The sequence below is a fragment of the Acinetobacter sp. SFA genome (genome assembly GCF_001647535.1).
GTDB lineage: Bacteria > Pseudomonadota > Gammaproteobacteria > Pseudomonadales > Moraxellaceae > Acinetobacter > Acinetobacter pecorum.
The window spans coordinates 174772-193481 of record NZ_LSZI01000016.1; the positions used below are offsets into that span (position 1 = coordinate 174772).

Sequence of the window (18710 nt, forward strand, 5' to 3'; positions counted from 1 at the left end):
TGTACGAAGGAAAGGTTAAAAATCTATATTGACTGCCTTCATGCTTTAGGCCTGGGAATATATTTTGCAAGGGAGAGGCGTTACGCATGGTAAAAGGCCTTTCCCTAGCCCTCTCCTAGGAGGAGAGGGAACTTTAGAATAAAGAACATTAAACAGCGACAGGTGCTTTGATACCTGGATGTGATTCATAACCGACAATTTCAATATCTTCAAATTTAAAATCGAACAGGTCTTTGACTTCAGGGTTCAATTTTAACTGGCATAGACCAAGTGGCTCACGACTCAATTGTAATTGTGCTTGTTCAAAGTGGTTGGCATATAAATGGGTATCGCCACCGGTCCAGACAAAATCACCGACGTCCAGATCACAGACCTGCGCAATCATATGCGTCAGCAGGGCATAGCTGGCAATGTTAAACGGGACGCCCAAAAACACATCGGCACTACGCTGGTACAGCTGGCAAGAGAGTTTGCCATTATGCACAAAAAACTGGAATAGGGTATGACAGGGTGGTAATGCCACTTGACCCGCTTCATTCGGATTCCAGCCAGAGACAATCAGACGACGTGAATTTGGATTGGTCTTGATTTCATTGATCAGCCATTGGATCTGGTCAAAACCATCCTGTTTATAGCTGCTATCTGGATTTTTGGTTGCGCCAAAGTTACGCCACTGATGACCATATACCGGACCAAGTTCGCCTTCAGGACGGCCAAAACGCGCTGTCTTTTCCGCAGTTGCCCATTCATCCCAGATCGTGACTTTGTTGTCCTGAAGATACTTTACATTGGTATCACCTTTCAGGAACCACAACAGTTCAATCACGATAGAACGGAAATGAACTTTTTTGGTGGTGAGTAGGGGAAATCCCTTAGAAAGATCAAAGCGCATCTGATGACCAAATACCGAGCGTGTCCCTGTTCCGGTACGGTCGCCTTTATCGCCGCCGTGGTCGAGGATATGTTGTAGAAGGTCAAGATATTGGCGCATAGGTCTCTCTTAAAATTTGTTGAAAATTGCTTTTATTTGAACTGAGCAACTCAAAATTGCGTTCATCATAACATTTTTTTTAGTAGTTCCGCATAGCGATAAAACTGATTCAACCAGAGAGTAAGCGCAGTAAAAAAGGCATCCTTGAGAGATGCCTTTGAATGGTTCAATTTATTTTTTTTAAGCGGTGGGTTGGCCCGTATGAACGGTATGAATCAGATCAGACAGGTCATAACCCAGTGATTGTGCATAGGCCAGATATTGCTGTTTGGTGGCTTCATCCAGCGTTGGTTTACGATGTAGTAGCCATAGATATTTCATATGCGGCTCCCCGACCAGAGCAGTTTCATACTGTTCATCCAGTTTGAGCACCCAGTAATCTCCTTTGGTAAAAGGTACCCAGCGCAAACCCTCAGGCAAGAAGCTGACTTCCAGCTTGCCATGCTCTGCATCAACAATACTGGCCTCTCCAATTGCTTCATCCAGCTTTCCAGCACCATCCAGACAACGATTCTGGACCCGAACAGTACCATCTTCATTCAGGCTATAAACTGCAGAAATATCAGTGCTGTCTTCAGGTTGGTGCTTCATCGGCAAACGCGCGATTTCATACCAGGTTCCTAAATAATGTTCCAGATCAAAATTAGAAACAGTAGCTAAATCCTGATTCATTTTTTTCTTCTCCGTTCACTTCAATTATTTGTACTGAATCAGTCTAATACATCAGCTAAGGCTTAAAGCGATGTAATCCTGTAGAAAATTGTTATCCTTTTTTTCGATAAGTAAAATTGGCAATAATGCTGCCTATAAATAGTTAAGAGAATAAATATAGAAGGAAATCTGAGATTGTAATAATTTACTTTGACGGGATTAATATTAAAAAAAACTAAATTAAATCTTATTTTTTATAAAAAATTTCATAAAAATAATACGAAAAAAAATAATAGTTTAGTTTCATTAAACGAACAATAGAAAAATTTTATTACATATTGAATGTGAAAAATAACATTTAACCGGCTAGTATTCTCCGTTCGTTAACAAATGAAAGCCGATATTTACGGCGTGGAGTAAAAGGTAAAGCATGGTTTATGATCAACCAATGGACATGAGTGCAATACATGCACCTGCTCAAGCGAACATCATATTACGTTCTCAGGCTGAACAAAATCCCAAAAAACCTTCAACAGGTTCTATTCATAAAGCCGTAGGTTCAAGCAACGGCCATCGTATCAATATCGAGAAATTCACAAGCTATTTGCAGGGTATTACCCGTCGAACCAGTACCCAAAAATGCGCGCGCAGTATTCGTGTCGGACTGCAATCTTCGGGTGCCAAAATCGTGAATCATCCGGTCGCCGCAGCAGACTGGGGAAATACCCTGATGCAATTGGGTTATAAGAAAATTAATGCTTCTTTTGACCGCCCTAAAAAAGGTGATATCTATATTATTGATCGTACCTCAAATCATAAATATGGACACATTGCAGCATATTCAGGAACTGCCTGGGTATCAGACTTCAAGCAGAATAGTCATGCAATCTATCGCACCAAAAACCTGACCTATAGTTACTATCGTCTGGAAACATACTTCTAAAAAACTGTGCAAAGTTCACTCTTTGAAACGTTTCGCACGGTTTTCATAGACTGAGACTATAAATAGTCCAATCGCGGTAAAACCAAAACATTGCAGACCCAAAGCAAATATTGTCCATTGCGCATATTGCTCGGGCAAATAGCCGAATAGGGTAATTAAGGCAATGATGGGAATGACCCGGCTCAAGGCGTTAAAGCCATTTGCATAGGGATTGGACTTCGAAATTTTCAGGCGGGAATGGTGCAATAAATGCACAACAATTCCAATCGCTAAACTCACGCCAACAAATACCGAACCTAACTGAGCCACAGTTGATGCTGCATAAATCAAGATACAGGTCGCAATAATGACCATCAGCTTGATTTGACGGGTACAGCGTTCCGAATACCAGAACTCAAGCATGGGGTGAACCCGAATCTGATTTGTTCTGATTGAGCAGGGACAGGGGAGAAAACAGGCAAATCGCCAGAGCCATAAAGGCAATACCCTGCGCGCCTGGAATCAGGATTTCACCCTGCTGCATGTTCATAAAAATTAAAGCAAGCAATAAGGCAATTGGAATCCAGGTCAGGAGTCTATACAGCAAGCCAGTCAGATTTTTACTGGCAAAGTGGATTTTACAGTAACGGCAAATCAGAAAAACAATGCCGGTACCGATAAACATCAGAATCGCATCTAAGGGCAGCGGCTCCATCCAGTACAAGCCTGCAGCTGCCATGGCAATCACAATAAAGATCAACAGTTTTTTGAGAATAGATACCTGCGGATTAAACCAGAACTCAAGCATAATAATGAAAGAATAGAAGAGATAATCGGCACTTTAGCATATTTTGGATATAAAAAAGCGAGGCCTCTGCCTCGCTAAATTCAGCTCTTTTCTTAGCTATTTTTTTGTGGGCCCCAGTCATAAATTTTCTTCTGGTAGGCATACCACATCATCCACAAGCCAATCAGGATCATTGGCAGGCTCAGGAATTGTCCTTTGCTCATCCAGCCAATAAACAGCTGGCCATTGTCCGGCTCACGGAAGAACTCGACCACAAAACGTGCCAGACCGTAACCGATCAGGAACAATGCCGAAACTGCCATACGCGGACGCGGCTTGGAACTAAACCACCACAGCACAATAAACAGGATCAGACCTTCACACAATGCCTGATAGAGTTGAGATGGATGACGCACCAGTTGCAGTGGATCGGTCGGAAAAATCATACCCCAGGCAAAGTTTGGATCGGTTACCTGACGGCCATACAGTTCACCGCCAATAAAATTGCCAATCCGGCCAAACATCAGCCCTGTCGGCACGCAAGGTGCGATAAAATCCAGGGTCTGGAACCAGGTCATCTTATATTTCTTGCACCACCACAACATGGCCAAAATCACACCGAGGAAGCCACCATGGAAACTCATGCCGCCAGTCCAGATCTGGAATAGCCATAAAGGATCGGCCAGGAACTGGGAAAAACCGTAGAATAAAACATAGCCTACACGGCCACCAATGATTACACCCAAAGCACCAAAGAAAATCAGATCCGAGACCATATCTGGCGTCCAGCCACGCTGTTTAGCGCGATAAGTTGCCAGTCCCCAGGCAAATAAAAAAGCCAGGAGGTACATGAGTCCATACCAGTGGACTTGCAAAGGCCCGAGCGAAATCGCAACGGGATCAATGTTTGGATAGGTGAGCATTCCTGTTCCTTGTGATTCTGTTTTGCACAGATTTTAGCTGAAAGCAAAGAAAAATGTTGTACATTCAATGTGTAAAGATCGAGGGCATCAATTATGTGTATTGTGGCACTGGCTTGGCAGGTTCTGGATCAGACCCCAGTATGTCTGATTTCAAATCGTGACGAGTTTTATCAACGTCCCACGCATGGCTTATATGAATGGGAAAATAGTCCGATTATTGCTGGACAAGATTTACAGTCTGGTGGTACCTGGATAGGCATTACGGCTTCAGGAAGATGGGCGGTGATCACCAATTTCCGCGACGGACAGGACAAAAAACACTATCCAACTTCACGTGGACATATTATTCAAGACTTTTTAAATTCTGACTTAACTCCGATTCGTTTCGCACAAGATCTGGAACAGAGACAGTGTGACTATGCCGGCTTTAACCTGTTTATTGGCGATCGGGATCAGGCTGTATATATGAGCAATCGCGGTGAAGCACCGCACGTACTGGCCCATGGGGTCTATGTCGTTTCAAACGGATTGATGAGTGAAGACTGGTACAAGACCCGGCATTTGCGGAAACGCTTTACCCAGGAACTATTACCGATGCTGCAACAACAAAAGATTGCAGAAGCGGAACTGTGTCATGCAGTCTGGGATATTCTGGAAGATGAACGCAAGGTGATTCCGGAGCTGCTGCCAGATACCGGTATCTCGGTGGAAATGGAACAACTGCTGTCTTCGACTTTTATCCAGAGTCCGGCCTATGGTACCCGTTGCTCCAATTTTTTGAGAATGCAGCAGGGACAATGGCACTGGATCGAAAAGTCACAACAAGGTGCGACCGCAGGCCAAATTATTGAAAAAATAATCAAACTAAAATAAGTGCCAGATATAAAAAATGCCGACATCTGCCGGCATTTTTTCACAACCACTGTTTATGCTGTCGCTTGCTCCAAAGCTTCACCCGCAATAGCACCGCCATCTTTACGGGTAATCACCACAGTCGCAGAGCGAGGCACTTTGCCTAAACGGCTATAACGCTCGCTTTGGTTGGCTGGCCATGCACCCCCTGGATGCTGAACGTTTACGAAAATCGCCTTGTAGTCCGGGGTAATGGTCACACCGGTAATTTCACAGCCTGATGGGCCAGTGAGGAAACGGCGAACCCGATCATTCTTCAGCTTGGCACCGACAAAGGTTGCTTGTCCTTCTGCCTTGGTGCTGGCAGCAAGCGCTTTGGTTCCATCACCTACTTTACCTGGCAGTGCTGCCAGCATCATACAGTTGGTTTCATCGGTATACTGACCATCATCGGTCTGAATCCACAGAATTCCGCGCGGATCGAACCACATGCCATCCGGGCTGGAGAAGTCATTTAAATCATCCAGACCTGACAGGTTGATGTTGGATGCAGCACGCGCTTCTGCACCGAACAGGAAGATATCCCACGCAAATGCAGTAGCATTGACTGTATTCTCAGTTTCACTAAAACGGATGATATGACCATTCATATTGCCTGAATTACTGGCACTTGAACCCTTGAAGTCAATATAGCTACGCGGATTGGCTGCATCAGTTGGATAAGCACGCCCACGGTTACCGTTGTTGGTAAGCGTTACATAGACTTCGCCATTTTCCGGGTTTACTGCTACCCATTCCGGACGGTCCATTTTAGTGGCTTGAATATAGTCGGCCGCCAGACGTGCATGCACGACAATATCTGCCTGGTCTTTAAATGGATACACCGGATTTGATGCATCCAGGCCATTTTTACCATGGCTGAGTTCTAACCACTGGCCGGTACCATCCTCCTTGAACTGGGCGACATATAAGGTACCTTGATCCATATATTTATCACCGGCTGCATAACCGCCGTTGACGTCTTTAGGATCCCATTTTGCATCCGATACAAATTTGTAGATATATTCACCGGTTGCATCATCACCCATATAGAATGCGAGCGGCTGACCGGGTACAGGATTACTGCAACGGCAATCTTCATGGGCAAAACGACCCAGTGCAGTACGCTTTACCGGACGGGCACTGGCACTGAACGGATCAATTTCAACAATAAAACCACAGGTATTCATGGCATTACGGTAGTCAGTAAGGGCACTGCCATCCGCCTGTGCAGTAATATTCCAGCGGTCATACAGATCGCGCTCACCTGTCAGTTCAGCATCGGTTTTATCCCAGCGATACTGGCTGGTTGCCGGACCGCCACGACCATAACGCGACAAAGCAACTTGCTCGGCATCTGTACGTACATCGCCTTCGTCACGGGAGAAATAGCCGCTCCAGTTTTCTTCCGCAGTCAGATAAGTTCCCCACGGGGTATAACCATTACCACAGTTGGCAAAGGTACCGCGCGTCAGGGTGCCTGCAGGCGAAAAACGGGTTTTCATCAGGTCTGAACCGCGTGCCGGACCACGTAATTCCATTTCAGTGGCAGCGGTAATACGGCGGTTAAATGGCGAGTTCAGGTTGATTTTGACGGCCTGAGTGTTTGGGTCTTTCTGGATTTCGACCACTGATACCCCGTGTGCATTTACTTCACGTAAAATCTGGTCTTCAGGTCGTTTACCATCTACCGTAATCGTACCGCCTGGCGTGTGTAACTGCGATTGTTGCAGATACTCATGGTTCAGCACCAACAAACCTTGGTGTGACTGTTTTGCAGCATAATTTTTCTTCTGTGGATCCATACCGAAGAAGGACATGCCGTCATGGTTGTCCCCGGCACGGAACTGATAAGAAGCACCTGATGGAAGCTCTGTATCCAATTTTTCTGGCACACTGCTATTGATTGGATCGCCGACGGCATAGAGTACATTTAACTCATAGCCTTCTGGCACCGTAAAAAAGTTCTGGGTGTTTTTCTTGACCGCCTCAAACGCCAACTTGCTTGGACGTTGCGCCAGATCGCTCCAGGCGTGCTGATCTACTGGTTTTTCATTGGCTGGTGGTGTTTCTGGTGCAGAATTATCATCGTCATTGTCATCTGAACAGCCACTGACCGACGCAGCAAATGCCAATGCCATGGCACCACTGCCTGTTTTTGCAATAAAGCTACGGCGGTTCATGTGTTGATTCAGGATCGTTTGGAAGTGGGTATTGTTGGAATTATTACTGTCTTCAATCAGATCCTGGCAAGGTATCATGTCTTCGTTTTTCATTTTAAAGTCCCAATTAAAAAGTAAGTGCTTGGTGGTGTAGAAGTTTTCAATACCTTAAGCTTGGGATGTGACAGTAATCTTAAGAAAATATGACATTAAAATTAAATAAATCAGTGTTTTATTAATTATATAAAATAAAAAGACAGCCGAGGCTGCCTGAACAGATAGATGAGTTCTTGTTTTGGCGGGTTGTTATTATTCAGTCTTTAAACGACGTTTTTCGATCAGTTTTCCTGCCAGTAAACCCAGTTCAAACAGTAGCCACATGGGAACAGCCAGCATAATCATCGACAGGGCATCTGGAGGTGTGACGAATATTGCCACAAAGAAGCAGCCCACAATAATAAAGCGCCGTTTCTCGATCAGCGTCTGTGTTGAAACTGCGCCAATCAGGATCAGAACCAGGGTAATAATGGGGATTTCAAAGGTAAAACCAAACACCAGAAACAGCTTTAAACAGAAGCTGAGATAACTGTTGATATCGGTCATCGGGGCCACAGTTTCCGGCGAAACACTGATAAAAAAATGCAGTATCGAAGGTAATGCCACAAAATAGGCGAAGCTGATGCCGGTATAAAAAAGCACGATACTGCCGACCAAAAGCGGCAAGGCCAGACTCTTTTCCCTGACATACAGTGCAGGCTTAATAAAGCTCCAGAGCTGATACAAAATAAACGGCATCGCGATCATCAGCGTGACAAAGAAGTTCAGCTTAAACGGGGCCATGAAGGTTGCGGTGACATCTGTGGCAATCATGGTCGAGCTGGCGGGTAATTGTGCCCGCAGTGGCTCAGACAGCCTTTGATAAGTCTGATTGGCAAAGGGTAGTAGACAGAAAAACAGGCCAATCAGGATCACCACTACTTTAAAAAGATGCTTTCTTAATACCACCAAATGCTGGGTGATTGGCATCTGTTCCAGGTTCAGCGCTGCAGCATCATTGGAGGCTGGTGTGGTTGGCAAGGTTGTCATACGGCCACCTTTATATCTGTATAGCAAGGTTTAGACATTACGTTTTGAGTTTGAGGTAAATACACGAAGGATACGGGCTGTTGCACCGGCTTATAGCTAAGCAAGGGTTGAGCAGGCTGAGGTTTTATTTTTAGTTGATCAGCTGCAATCGGCTGCTGTAAATCTGCCATTTGTGCCTGCATCCTGGCTTCCAGCTCCTGAATCCGTTGCATTTCAGCTTGCATCTGTTCACGCAATTCGGACAGGCGTAATTCACGATCAAGATCATTCTGAACATTGCTCACCATACGCTTGATCTTGCCATACCATGTTCCGACAAAACGTACTGCTTCAGGAAGCTTATCTGGCCCAAGAACCAAAAGCGCAATAATTCCGAAAATCAGCAGCTCGGTCATTCCAATATTGAGCATAGCGAACTCTTAACTTTTAGCCGAATGTTCAGAGGTTTTGACCTGGGCATCAATGGTACGTGGCTCTGCAAGCTTGGCCTGTTCAGCCTCTTCATCCTTGACTGATTTTTTAAAGTCTTTAATCGCGCCGCCCACGTCTTTACCCAGATTTTTAAGTTTGGATGTGCCAAATAATAAAATCACCACAATTGCAAAAATCAGCACATGCCAAATTGATAATCCTGCCATTAGTTTATCCTCTATATTTCATGCACCTATCTCAGCAGGCTTGTATGACAGTGGAGTGACGCTTTGATGACAGTTTGCCGACACGGCAGTAGGGGAATGAATCACTCATATAAAAAATTTCATAATTCAATGAAAAATATACTGTGCTAGCATACAGCCTGATATGGAAATCTCAGCAGCATTGTCATGGCCTTGATTCTTCCCCTCCTGTCTTTTCTGACTGGTTATTGGGGGGTGCAATATTTAAAACCGATTCGACCTTTTTTGGCTGCTTTATTGGCCCGAGTACTGATTCCAGTACTGATTATCTATAACATGGTGTTTTACCAAGAGGGCAGTTTGTGGCTGATAGCCTTCAGCTTTTTCTGTTCCTGCGTATTCTTTGCCTTGTTTTATTTCACCCTAAAAAATAAACTGCGTGCTTTATGTTTGAGCTATTTAAACGGGGCATGGCTGGGGATTCCTTTTGCACTGGCAGTTTTTGGCCCGCAAGCGACCAGTACCGTGGTGGCCCTGTACATCGGTGGTTCCTTGTTTGGCAATGTCTGTGCGGTAATGGCAGTCAGTGAAGCCAGACAAGATAGTGGCTATATTTTAAAAAATGTACTGCTCTCACCACCTGTGGTAGCACTTTCGGTGGCAGCTTTATTGTCATTTTGGGATTTGAGTCACTGGCAGCAAGTGCCTTGGATAGAGATACTGTATCAGGCCAATAAAGTGCTGGTGACTTTTAGCGGCATGTGTGTGCTGGGAATGTGGCTGAGTAATGTGCGGATCAGCCGCTTCGATTTAATGCGTAGTCTGCAAATGATTTTTTATAGAGGGCTGTTTGCAGTTTTGCTGTGTGGCGCAGCTTATTATTATTTACCTATTCCGCAGCAGACGCTGACTTATGCGGTAATGCTGATGTTCTTTTTATTGCCGCCTGCAGCCAATATTGTGGCGCTGGAAACCCATTATCAGGGAACAGGCCATTCCGCCAAATATATTGCTTCGGGAACTTTGGCCAGCGTGATCTTGATTGCCTTATATGGGGCAGTGGTGCATGTATTGATGCCTCATCTATAAAAGTTCACCCTTTGCAAAAGGGGATTTAGAAATCTCCCTCTGCCCTATGGGAGAGGGTCGGGGTGAGGGTAGAATCCCTCCCAACCTCTCTTTTTAAAGAGAGGGAGTGTTTTTTCTATTTTCCTAAGGGTGAGTGATATTTTTATAATTACCTCCCCCTTGCGCAGCAGTGCTGCTCATCTCCTAGAAGGAGAGGGGAAAAATATGGAAAACTTATTTCGCCAAACTCGCTTTAAACAACTGCATCGCCTGACCACGATGACTAATTTTATTCTTTTCTTCCTTGCTCATTTCTGCACTGGAAATCCCCAGTTCCGGTAACCAGAACAAGGGGTCATAGCCAAAACCATTTTCACCACGTGCAGCTTCCAGAATTTCCCCGTGCCAGATACCCTGAAAGACTTGCGGTAACGGATCTTCGGCATGTTGGACCAGTGCCAGTACACAAACAAACATACCCTCAATTGCTTCACCCTCTTGGCGTAAGGGTTTGAGATCGGCCAGCAGTTTTTCATTATTGGCGGCATCGTTGCCATGCTCACCGGCATAACGAGCCGAATAAATGCCGGGAGCGCCTCCAAGAACTGGCACACAAATGCCTGAATCATCTGCAATAGCAGGTTTTCCGGAAATTTTAGCGGCATGACGTGCCTTGATAATCGCATTTTCGACAAAGCTTAGACCATCTTCGATCGCATCTTCGATATTCAACTTGCCTTGAGCTACGACTTCAACCGGCAGTTGTAGCTCGGCAAACAGTTTTTCAAACTCGGCAATTTTACCTTTGTTATTACTCGCCAATACCAGTGTACCTTGGGATAACCAGTCAGTTGCAGCCATGTCAAAAACTCATTATTAGATAAAGAATGGGTGCTATTTTAGCAATGGATGAAGAATTTGCGGCAATAAAAAAGCACCCGAAGGTGCTATTTATACCATTCAGCTTATTGTGCCTGAATCCATCTGTCGGCACGGTCACGTGCCTGACGGATCTGCTCTTGGGTTAAATTCGCTGCCAAGGCAGTTTTTCTGCCTTCCGACAGCGTAATCACCTTATTGTCGAGCATGCCATCACGGGTAGACAGTTCATACCACTGGTAAGCGCCCATATAGTTTTTCTTTTTCTCTTCCATCATTGCCAGGTTAAAGCTGGCACGGTTATCGCCACGGCTAGCCGCTTTTTCAAAATACTGACGCGCCAGCACTTCATCTTTTCTGGTGCCAATGCCATCGGCCAGCATACGGCCAACATTCAGCTGTGCAACTGCCAGACCTTGATCCGCAGCAGCTTTATACCAGGCAAAGGCCTGTCGTTCATCTTTTTGAATGTCTTTACCATACTGGTATTTGGTAGCCAGATAAAACTGTGCACCGGCCTGACCAGCTTTCGCTGCTTTGGTCAGACTGTTGATATCCATGATGGAATACTGAGCCGCCTGACTGGCAACAGATGGACTAGGTGCAACATAATCTGCATGGGCTTGCATGCCAAAAAGTCCCGCCAGTAGCGTCGTACTTAATAATAATTTTTTCATAGCGCGCTCACTCGATAAATTGCGACTTCACCAAATAGATTAGGGAGATGCTTGCTCAGCAAACTATCTTCTTGATTCCCGTTCACAGCGAGTCGATTAATAATTTTGATATTATTTTCCGCACAAAGTGCTTCAAAATCACGAAATGTACATAAGTGGATATTCGGGGTGTTATACCACATATACGGCAAGGCTTCAGAAACCGGCATTCTCCCTTTGATTGCCAAGAAAGAACGGGTCTTCCAATGCGCAAAGTTCGGGAAGGTAATAATGGCCTGTTTCCCCACACGCACCATATCACGTAATAATACGTCAGGCGCATCTACAGCTTGCAAAGCTTGTGCCATGACCACATTGTCAAAAGACTGGTCAGCAAAGCGGCTTAAGCCGAGGTTTAAGTCTTGCTGGATGATATTTAACCCGCGACTGACTGCAATTGCAATCTTTTCCTGATCAATTTCTAATCCGTATGCACGAATATCGTGCTTTTTGCTCATTTGTGCCAGCAGTTCACCGTCACCACAACCGAGGTCAAGTACGCTAGAACCCGGCTTGATCCACTTTTCAGCGAGTTGTTGATCGATACGCATTATATGGTCTCCTTCGGTGTTGCTTTCAGGTGTTCTTCACCCCCGAGAAATGCACGCAAAGATTTTACATAGAGCGGAATCGGGAACAGGAAGGAGTCATGGCCTTGTTCCGCATCAATATCCAGATAGCTGACAGGTTTGTGATTGCTGATCAAGGCATCCACGATTTCCTGTGAGCGGGCAGGGGTAAAACGCCAGTCAGTGGTGAATGACACCACCAGGAATTTGCACTGGGTATTGGCCATGGCTTTTTTGAGCGACTGTTCATATTCACGCGACGGATCAAAGTAATCCAGTGCCTTGGTCATAATCAGATAGGTATTGGCATCGAAGTTACGGCTGAACTGTTCGCCCTGATAACGCAAATAGCTTTCGACCTGAAATTCAACGTCAAAACCATACATAAATTTGCCTGATTTCAAATCGCGGCCAAACTTCTGCTTCATGGCCTCTTCGGACAGGTAAGTAATATGGCCCACCATACGCGCCAGAATCAGGCCACGTTTTGGATAGCTGTCATTTTCCAGATAACGACCATTATGGAAATCCGGGTCTGACAAAATCGACTGACGTGCCACTTCGTTAAAGGCAATATTCTGTGCAGAAAGCTTTGGAGCGCTGGCAATGATCACGCATTTTCTTAAACGGTTTGGATAATCCACTGACCATTGCAATGCCTGCATGCCACCCAGTGAACCGCCAATGATGGCATCCCAGGTATCAATCCCTAAACGGTCAGAGAGCAGGGCTTGGGTTTTGACCCAGTCGCGGACCGTAACTAATGGAAAATCAGGGCCATAAGGACGGTTGTCATGTTCAGGATTGGGTGAGGTCGGGCCGGTAGAGCCATTACAGCCACCAATATTATTCAGTGAAACCACAAAGAATTTTGACGTATCAATGGCTTTGCCGGGGCCAATACATGAATCCCACCAGCCGGGTTTTTTATCATCTTCATGATGATAGCCTGCAGCATGGTGATGCCCGGAAAGCGCATGGCAGATCAAAATAGCATTGGACTTATCGGCATTGAGTTCGCCGTAAGTTTCAACCATCAGTTCAAAACGGGGAAGGATGCGACCGCATTCAAGCTCTAACGGCTCTTCAAATTGGAACTTTTGTGGGACAACAATGCCCACTGAGTCAGCTGGAAAAGACACGGGAGGGATTCGCCTTAAAATCTTGAGTATGAATAATAAAAGGATACCATTTGCAGGTATCCTTCTAAAGTCTTTTTAATGCTATGGATTATTGCTAATTCTAATACCGTGTTTAGACGGCAGCAGCAATCACCTGATCAGTGCTTAACACACCCTGATCAATCAGACGGTTGGTACATGCGATAATCGCTTCGATGGAAGAGGTCACGATGTTGTCATGTACCCCTGCACCAAAGGCAGATTTACCGGTACCTTTCACTTGAAGTTCGATCAAGGCCAATGCTTTGGCATGGGCACCTGAACTGATGCTGCGCTCTTCATAGTTTACGACATCAATTGGCAACTGAAGTGCATCCAGAATTGCAGAAATTGGACCATTGCCTTCACCGCGGATACGACGGGACTGACCGTCAATTTCAAGGTCAAGCTCAATCACCTGATTGCCGTTATCATCTGACAATTTGTAGTTTTTCGCAGAATAGTGAACGTTTTTAGCATTCACATAGGTTTCCTTGAATAACTTCCAGATTTCGGTCGCGCTGATTTCAGTGCCTTGTTCATCGGTACGTTTTTGTACGATCTGAGAGAATTCAATCTGTAAACGACGCGGCAAGATCACGTTGTAGTTCGATTCTAACAAGTAGGCAATACCACCTTTACCTGATTGTGAATTCACACGGATTACGGCGTCATAATCACGGCCCAAATCTTTCGGGTCGATTGGCAAATACGGCATATCCCAGATTTCTTCGTTTTTCTGGAACTCGAAACCTTTTTTGATCGCATCCTGATGCGAACCCGAGAATGCAGTGAAGACCAAATCGCCGGCATATGGATGACGCGGGTGCACAGGTAAACCGGTACATTCTTCCACAGTCGCAATGATTTCATTGATGTTGGAGAAATCCAAATTCGGTGCTACACCTTGGGTGTACATGTTCAAGGCAATCGCAGCCACGTCAACGTTACCGGTACGTTCACCATTCCCAAATACGCAGCCTTCAACCCGGTCAGCACCGGCCATAATCGCCAATTCTGAAGCGGCAATGCCACAACCACGGTCATTGTGACAGTGAACTGAAATAATCACGCCGTCACGACGCTGAATGTTACGGTGCATCCATTCGATTTGATCGGCATAGATGTGTGGACCTGAAACTTCTACCGTTGCAGGCAAGTTTAAGATCACTTTATTCTCTGGCGATGCTTCCCAGATTTCAGTGACTGCATCGCAGACATCTTTCGCGACTTCTAATTCGGTTGCCGTAAAACATTCCGGGCTGTACTGGAAGATAAATTCAGTTTCCGGCTGTTTTGCAGCGTATTCTTTCACTTTTTGTGCAGCATTAATGGCAAGCTGTTTTGCACCTTCTACATCAACATTCAAGACTTTGTTGCGGAATGTCGGCGAGTTGGAATTATAGATATGCACAATGGCACGTTTCGCACCTTGTAAAGATTCAAAGGTACGTTGAATCAAGTGATCACGTGCCTGAACCAATACCTCGATATAAACGTCATCCGGAATATGACCTTCTTCAATCAATTTACGGGTGAAATCGAAGTCAATTTGCGAAGCTGATGGAAAGCCGATTTCAATGTGCTTGAAACCGATTTTTACCAGCATCTGGAACATCTTGAATTTCTGCTCCATGTTCATTGGCTCAAAGATCGCTTGGTTACCGTCACGCAGGTCGGTACTCATCCAGATTGGCGCTTTATTGATTTCGTTGTTCGGCCATTGACGGTCTGGTAAGTCCACACGTTGATACATGCGACGGTATTTTTTACTTGGATCAGCCAACATCATGAGAGAGCTCCTTGTGTAACCTGATACAGCCTGTGTTTGGTTGAAGCACTGGCAAAGGTTGCGGAATAGATTTTGTCTATAATCATTTTCATGCAGGTTGGAACCAGGATTAAAACTAAAAAACTTCCGAAATATGTGAAATTTAGTTTTAACCACAAAACCTGCATGTATCACTTATACAATTTAGTTTAATCCAGTTAAATCGAAAAGTTTTTGCTTTTTTTATGGATTTTAGTCGTATCTCAATAAAGATTTTCTTATAAAGTTTAAGTCATGGAAAATATTTTCACCAATTTTAAATATTTTATTTTATATTTTCTTAATTTAAACTTAATGCATGATTTTTTACACTTAAATACCCGATGATGCAGTATTTTTTTACAAAAAAATAAATCTGCTTATGTTCACAGATCACTAAATTCATGCTGGCTTTCAAAGCTCGGCCCATTTACGCATTAAATTATGATACAGATTGGTCAGTTTCATGACTTCGGCGTGCTGATCACCTAGCTCAATTCTCAGATTTTGAATACTCTGATCCAGATTAAACAGCATATGCCGTTCTGCATCATCCCGAATCATACTTTGTACCCAGAAAAAAGAGGCTATTCGGCAACCAGAAGTAATCGGAGTGACTTCATGCAGGCTGGTCGACGGATACAGAATCATATCGCCGGCAGGCAGTTTCACTTCGTGATAACCGTAAGTGTCTTCGACCACCAGTTCACCACCGACATATTCTTCCGGCTCACTCAGGAAAACCGTACAGGATAAATCCGTTCTGAGGCGTTCATTGCTCCCGCGAATACGACGAATCGAATTATCGACATGAAAGCCGAAAGATTCATTATTTTCATAGCGGTTAAACAGGGGAGGAATAATATCCAGAGGAATTGCAGCTGATAAAAATAAAGCATGCTGTCCCAGAGATTCCAGAATAATATTGCTGAGATGATGAGTGAGTGGATGATCTTCAGGCAATTGCTGATTCTGTTTCACGCTGGCAGAGAGTGTACCCGCGGTGACTTTGCCATTGACCCACTCAATCTTCTTCATCTCCTCACGGAAATATTGCACCTGTTCTTTGCTCAGTACATTTGGAATATGATGCAGCACTGGAAACCCTCGAATAATTGCATTTTCAAAATAGCATAGCCTCCCATCAGGAGGCTATGCGCTTATATCGAATTAATATTTAAAGTTGACTGCCAGCACTGCACTGCGGCCTTCTGCTTCAGTGGCATAGTGAGAGGCATAAGCTTTAGTGAAGTAACGTTCATCAGACAGGTTGTTGACGTTTAATTGCAAATCAACATTTTCATTCACGTTATAACGCGCCATGGCATCATAACGGACATAACCTGGAACCCACTTGGTATTGGCTGCATCACCATAAACTTTATCCATTGCAACAGCACCCGCTCCTAAAGTTAAAGCAGGTGTTACAGCATAGGTAGTCCAAAGGGTTGCAGAATTTTTAGGTACATTCTGCATTTGCTTACCTTTGGCAGGATTGTCAGGTGTACATACCCCTTGACGGTTACAGGATGGGCCCGGGTTCACAGTTTCACTGTCGAGATAAGTATAACCAGCAGATACAGCCCATTTATCCGTAATTTGGCCATTTACGCCCAGCTCAAGACCGTCTACTTGGGTTTCGCCGCCATTGGTATATGTAGCAGCATCCAGTTGAATCCGTGTATTTTGTTTTTCAGTACGGAACACGGCAGCGGTTAAACTCAGTCTTTCATTTAATACATCCCACTTTGTACCGATTTCAAAGGTACGGCTCTCTTCTGGATCTAAGTCCATATAGACTTGGCCAATTGCTTCTGAACCATCCCCGCCATCTACACCGACCGGATTGGCAGAAGTCGCATAACTTGCATAGATAGAACCATTTTCAACAGGTTTAAAGATTAATCCAGCCTGATAGGTCAGGAAATCGGTATTATTTTCAATAGAGTCGCCAGTCGCGTTTGTGGTTTGCTTGGTATCAAATTTATCCCAACGTAAACCCAAATCTAATAACCATTGCGGGCTAAACTCGATATTATCTAAGAGATAGACAGATGTAGTCTCGGTCGTGGTTGTCGTGAGATTTTTGTTGGCTGCGGAAGAGCCCAACCATTGATCACGTGAGTCTGGATTAGTTAATGATGTACACCATGCATCGTTGATAGCACAGTCGCTGTTGAAACCACCTGTGGTGGTACCTGGATAGCCTGGATAACTTGTTAAGTAGTTACCTTTGTCAGATTTTTGATCTGAGTACTCTGCACCTATATTAAAGCTATGCTTGAATGCACCTGTATTAAACTTACCTGTCAAAGCAAGCTGGTCGGTAAAGATGTTGGTATCAGTAATACGTGAGTTTATACGACGCCAGACTTTATCATTCAGCACGTTCCCTTTGGAGTCATCTGGCTGGGTCCATAAGTAGTCATTTTTGGCAGTGCTATATACCGCTGTATTACTCAGGGTCAGGTTATCCGTTAAATCGTGTTCCAGTTTGATGGTACCGATCTGATTTTCCTGTTTCTGGAAATCACGACTTAATAAACCATAATAAATGCCCTGTTTTACATCGACAGGTTTACCGACGGTGGCTTTTTTTGCCGCATCATACTTATAAGGAACCCCTGAATCCGGCGTGTCATCCGATTTTAAATAGTAATAACTTAAAGTCGCACGGGTAGGGGTGTCCAGACCAAATACAATACTCGGTGCAATACCGGCACGTTTATATTCGGCACCATTTTTCTGGCCAGCTTTTTCATTATGGTGACCCATCACGGCCACACGTGCTGCTATACCATTTCCAAAATCTTTATTGCCATCCAAGGTTATGCGTTGATAGTTGTCAGTACCACCCGCGACAGAACCTTCTAGAAAGTCACCCGCTTTAGCAACTTTAGAAATCATGTTGATACTACCACCAGTCGTTCCTGCACCGCCCATGGCAGATGCAGAACCTTTGGTGACTTCAACCTGTTCGACAGCAAACATTTCACGGTTCTGTGAAGTGGCGTTGCGTACGCCGTCTACATACATGGAGCTTTCAGAATTATAACCCCGAATAAAAGGACGATCACCGTTTGGATTGCCACCTTCACCCGCGCCCAAGGTAATCCCTGGAACTGTACGCAAGGCATCACTTAAGGTAGTGACTTGTGTATCTTCAATTAACTGTTTTGAAATGAGCGCAACTGACTTGGGGGTATCGAGTAAAGGCGCTACAAATTTGCTGTTTGCAGATTGGCTTACTTTGAAGCTAGGTGCCGGTTCAGCTTTGACTTCTTGATGAATCGTCTCTAACTGGATCACCTGTTCTTCTGCCATCGCAGATCCAGCCACCATTGATAAAGATGAAACAATTGCAGAGGAAACGATTTTTTTACGTGTTTTAATGAAGGTCATGTTAAACCTAAAAAATGAATATTAAAAAAGTATGAGAATAATAATGATTCTTGTTTTTATTTTTATCCTTTTGTCA

General features: G+C 44.6%; 19 protein-coding genes. 3 read left to right on the plus strand and 16 right to left on the minus strand.

The genetic code is table 11. The annotated features are described in order from the left end of the window. Nucleotides 1–148: 148 nt before the first annotated feature. Both thyA and AY607_RS07635 read right to left on the minus strand, forming a co-directional pair. A complete protein-coding gene (gene thyA / locus AY607_RS07630) occupies nt 149–991 on the minus strand; it encodes a thymidylate synthase (RefSeq protein WP_064102243.1) in 843 nt (280 codons plus the stop codon). A 180-nt stretch (nt 992–1171) separates the two neighbouring features. Continuing rightward, nucleotides 1172–1663 carry a lipocalin family protein gene (locus AY607_RS07635; RefSeq protein ID WP_064102244.1) on the minus strand — a complete coding sequence of 164 codons (492 nt, stop codon included), beginning with the start codon at nt 1661–1663 and terminating at the stop codon, nt 1172–1174. A 409-nt stretch (nt 1664–2072) separates the two neighbouring features. Between AY607_RS07635 and AY607_RS07640 the strand changes: the two genes are divergently transcribed. Continuing rightward, nucleotides 2073–2585, plus strand: coding sequence for a CHAP domain-containing protein (locus tag AY607_RS07640; RefSeq protein WP_064102245.1), 513 nt, complete (start codon nt 2073–2075; stop codon nt 2583–2585). Nucleotides 2586–2600: 15 nt separating this feature from the next. Here AY607_RS07640 and AY607_RS07645 read toward each other — a convergent pair whose 3' ends face one another. The 3 genes from AY607_RS07645 to lgt form a co-directional block, all read right to left on the minus strand. Further along, nucleotides 2601–2987, minus strand: a complete 387-nt coding sequence (locus AY607_RS07645) for a hypothetical protein (protein WP_064102246.1) — start codon at nt 2985–2987, stop codon at nt 2601–2603. Next, entirely contained in the window at nt 2980–3372 is a 393-nt protein-coding gene (locus tag AY607_RS07650; protein WP_064102247.1) for a hypothetical protein, read from the minus strand. Before AY607_RS07650 ends, AY607_RS07645 begins: the two co-directional genes overlap by 8 nt. 92 nt (nt 3373–3464) lie before the next feature. Continuing rightward, nucleotides 3465–4274 (minus strand): prolipoprotein diacylglyceryl transferase, encoded by an 810-nt coding sequence (lgt, locus tag AY607_RS07655; RefSeq protein WP_064094832.1) that lies wholly within the window; start codon nt 4272–4274, stop codon nt 3465–3467. A gap of 93 nt (nt 4275–4367) precedes the next feature. Here lgt and AY607_RS07660 point away from each other — a divergent pair, with 93 nt between their 5' ends. Next, nucleotides 4368–5147 carry an NRDE family protein gene (locus AY607_RS07660; RefSeq protein ID WP_064102248.1) on the plus strand — a complete coding sequence of 260 codons (780 nt, stop codon included), beginning with the start codon at nt 4368–4370 and terminating at the stop codon, nt 5145–5147. A gap of 53 nt (nt 5148–5200) precedes the next feature. On the opposite strand, the gene AY607_RS07665 is transcribed toward AY607_RS07660, so the two are convergent. The 4 genes from AY607_RS07665 to tatA all read right to left on the minus strand — a co-directional run bounded on the left by AY607_RS07665 (nt 5201) and on the right by tatA (nt 9051). Continuing rightward, entirely contained in the window at nt 5201–7441 is a 2241-nt protein-coding gene (locus AY607_RS07665) for a PhoX family protein (protein WP_064102249.1), read from the minus strand. A 195-nt stretch (nt 7442–7636) separates the two neighbouring features. Then, nucleotides 7637–8413, minus strand: a complete 777-nt coding sequence (tatC, locus tag AY607_RS07670; RefSeq protein ID WP_064102250.1) for a twin-arginine translocase subunit TatC — start codon at nt 8411–8413, stop codon at nt 7637–7639. Continuing rightward, complete coding sequence (gene tatB, locus AY607_RS07675; RefSeq protein ID WP_064102251.1) at nt 8410–8823, minus strand: Sec-independent protein translocase protein TatB; 414 nt, start codon at nt 8821–8823, stop codon at nt 8410–8412. Before tatB ends, tatC begins: the two co-directional genes overlap by 4 nt. Nucleotides 8824–8832: 9 nt before the next feature. After that, on the minus strand, nt 8833–9051 hold the full coding sequence (gene tatA, locus AY607_RS07680) for a Sec-independent protein translocase subunit TatA (protein WP_064094827.1): 219 nt from the start codon (nt 9049–9051) through the stop codon (nt 8833–8835). A gap of 186 nt (nt 9052–9237) precedes the next feature. Here tatA and AY607_RS07685 point away from each other — a divergent pair, with 186 nt between their 5' ends. Further along, nucleotides 9238–10119, plus strand: coding sequence for a hypothetical protein (locus tag AY607_RS07685; RefSeq protein WP_064094826.1), 882 nt, complete (start codon nt 9238–9240; stop codon nt 10117–10119). A 213-nt stretch (nt 10120–10332) separates the two neighbouring features. On the opposite strand, the gene rdgB is transcribed toward AY607_RS07685, so the two are convergent. The 7 genes from rdgB to AY607_RS07720 form a co-directional block, all read right to left on the minus strand. Then, nucleotides 10333–10959: an RdgB/HAM1 family non-canonical purine NTP pyrophosphatase gene (gene rdgB, locus AY607_RS07690; protein WP_064094825.1), complete on the minus strand. Its 627-nt coding sequence runs from the start codon at nt 10957–10959 to the stop codon at nt 10333–10335. A gap of 104 nt (nt 10960–11063) precedes the next feature. Beyond that, nucleotides 11064–11654, minus strand: coding sequence for a tetratricopeptide repeat protein (locus tag AY607_RS07695; protein ID WP_064094824.1), 591 nt, complete (start codon nt 11652–11654; stop codon nt 11064–11066). Further along, nucleotides 11651–12244, minus strand: coding sequence for a methionine biosynthesis protein MetW (gene metW, locus AY607_RS07700; RefSeq protein WP_004278415.1), 594 nt, complete (start codon nt 12242–12244; stop codon nt 11651–11653). Before metW ends, AY607_RS07695 begins: the two co-directional genes overlap by 4 nt. Beyond that, a complete protein-coding gene (metX, locus tag AY607_RS07705) occupies nt 12244–13404 on the minus strand; it encodes a homoserine O-succinyltransferase MetX (protein WP_064094823.1) in 1161 nt (386 codons plus the stop codon). The genes metW and metX overlap by 1 nt, the downstream gene beginning before the upstream one ends. A 112-nt stretch (nt 13405–13516) precedes the next feature. Continuing rightward, nucleotides 13517–15214: a 2-isopropylmalate synthase gene (leuA, locus tag AY607_RS07710; protein ID WP_064102252.1), complete on the minus strand. Its 1698-nt coding sequence runs from the start codon at nt 15212–15214 to the stop codon at nt 13517–13519. 432 nt (nt 15215–15646) lie between these two features. Beyond that, nucleotides 15647–16330: a Fe2+-dependent dioxygenase gene (locus tag AY607_RS07715; RefSeq protein ID WP_044111892.1), complete on the minus strand. Its 684-nt coding sequence runs from the start codon at nt 16328–16330 to the stop codon at nt 15647–15649. Nucleotides 16331–16402: 72 nt separating this feature from the next. Next, on the minus strand, nt 16403–18634 hold the full coding sequence (locus AY607_RS07720; protein WP_064094820.1) for a TonB-dependent receptor: 2232 nt from the start codon (nt 18632–18634) through the stop codon (nt 16403–16405). Between the last annotated feature and the right edge of the window lie 76 nt (nt 18635–18710).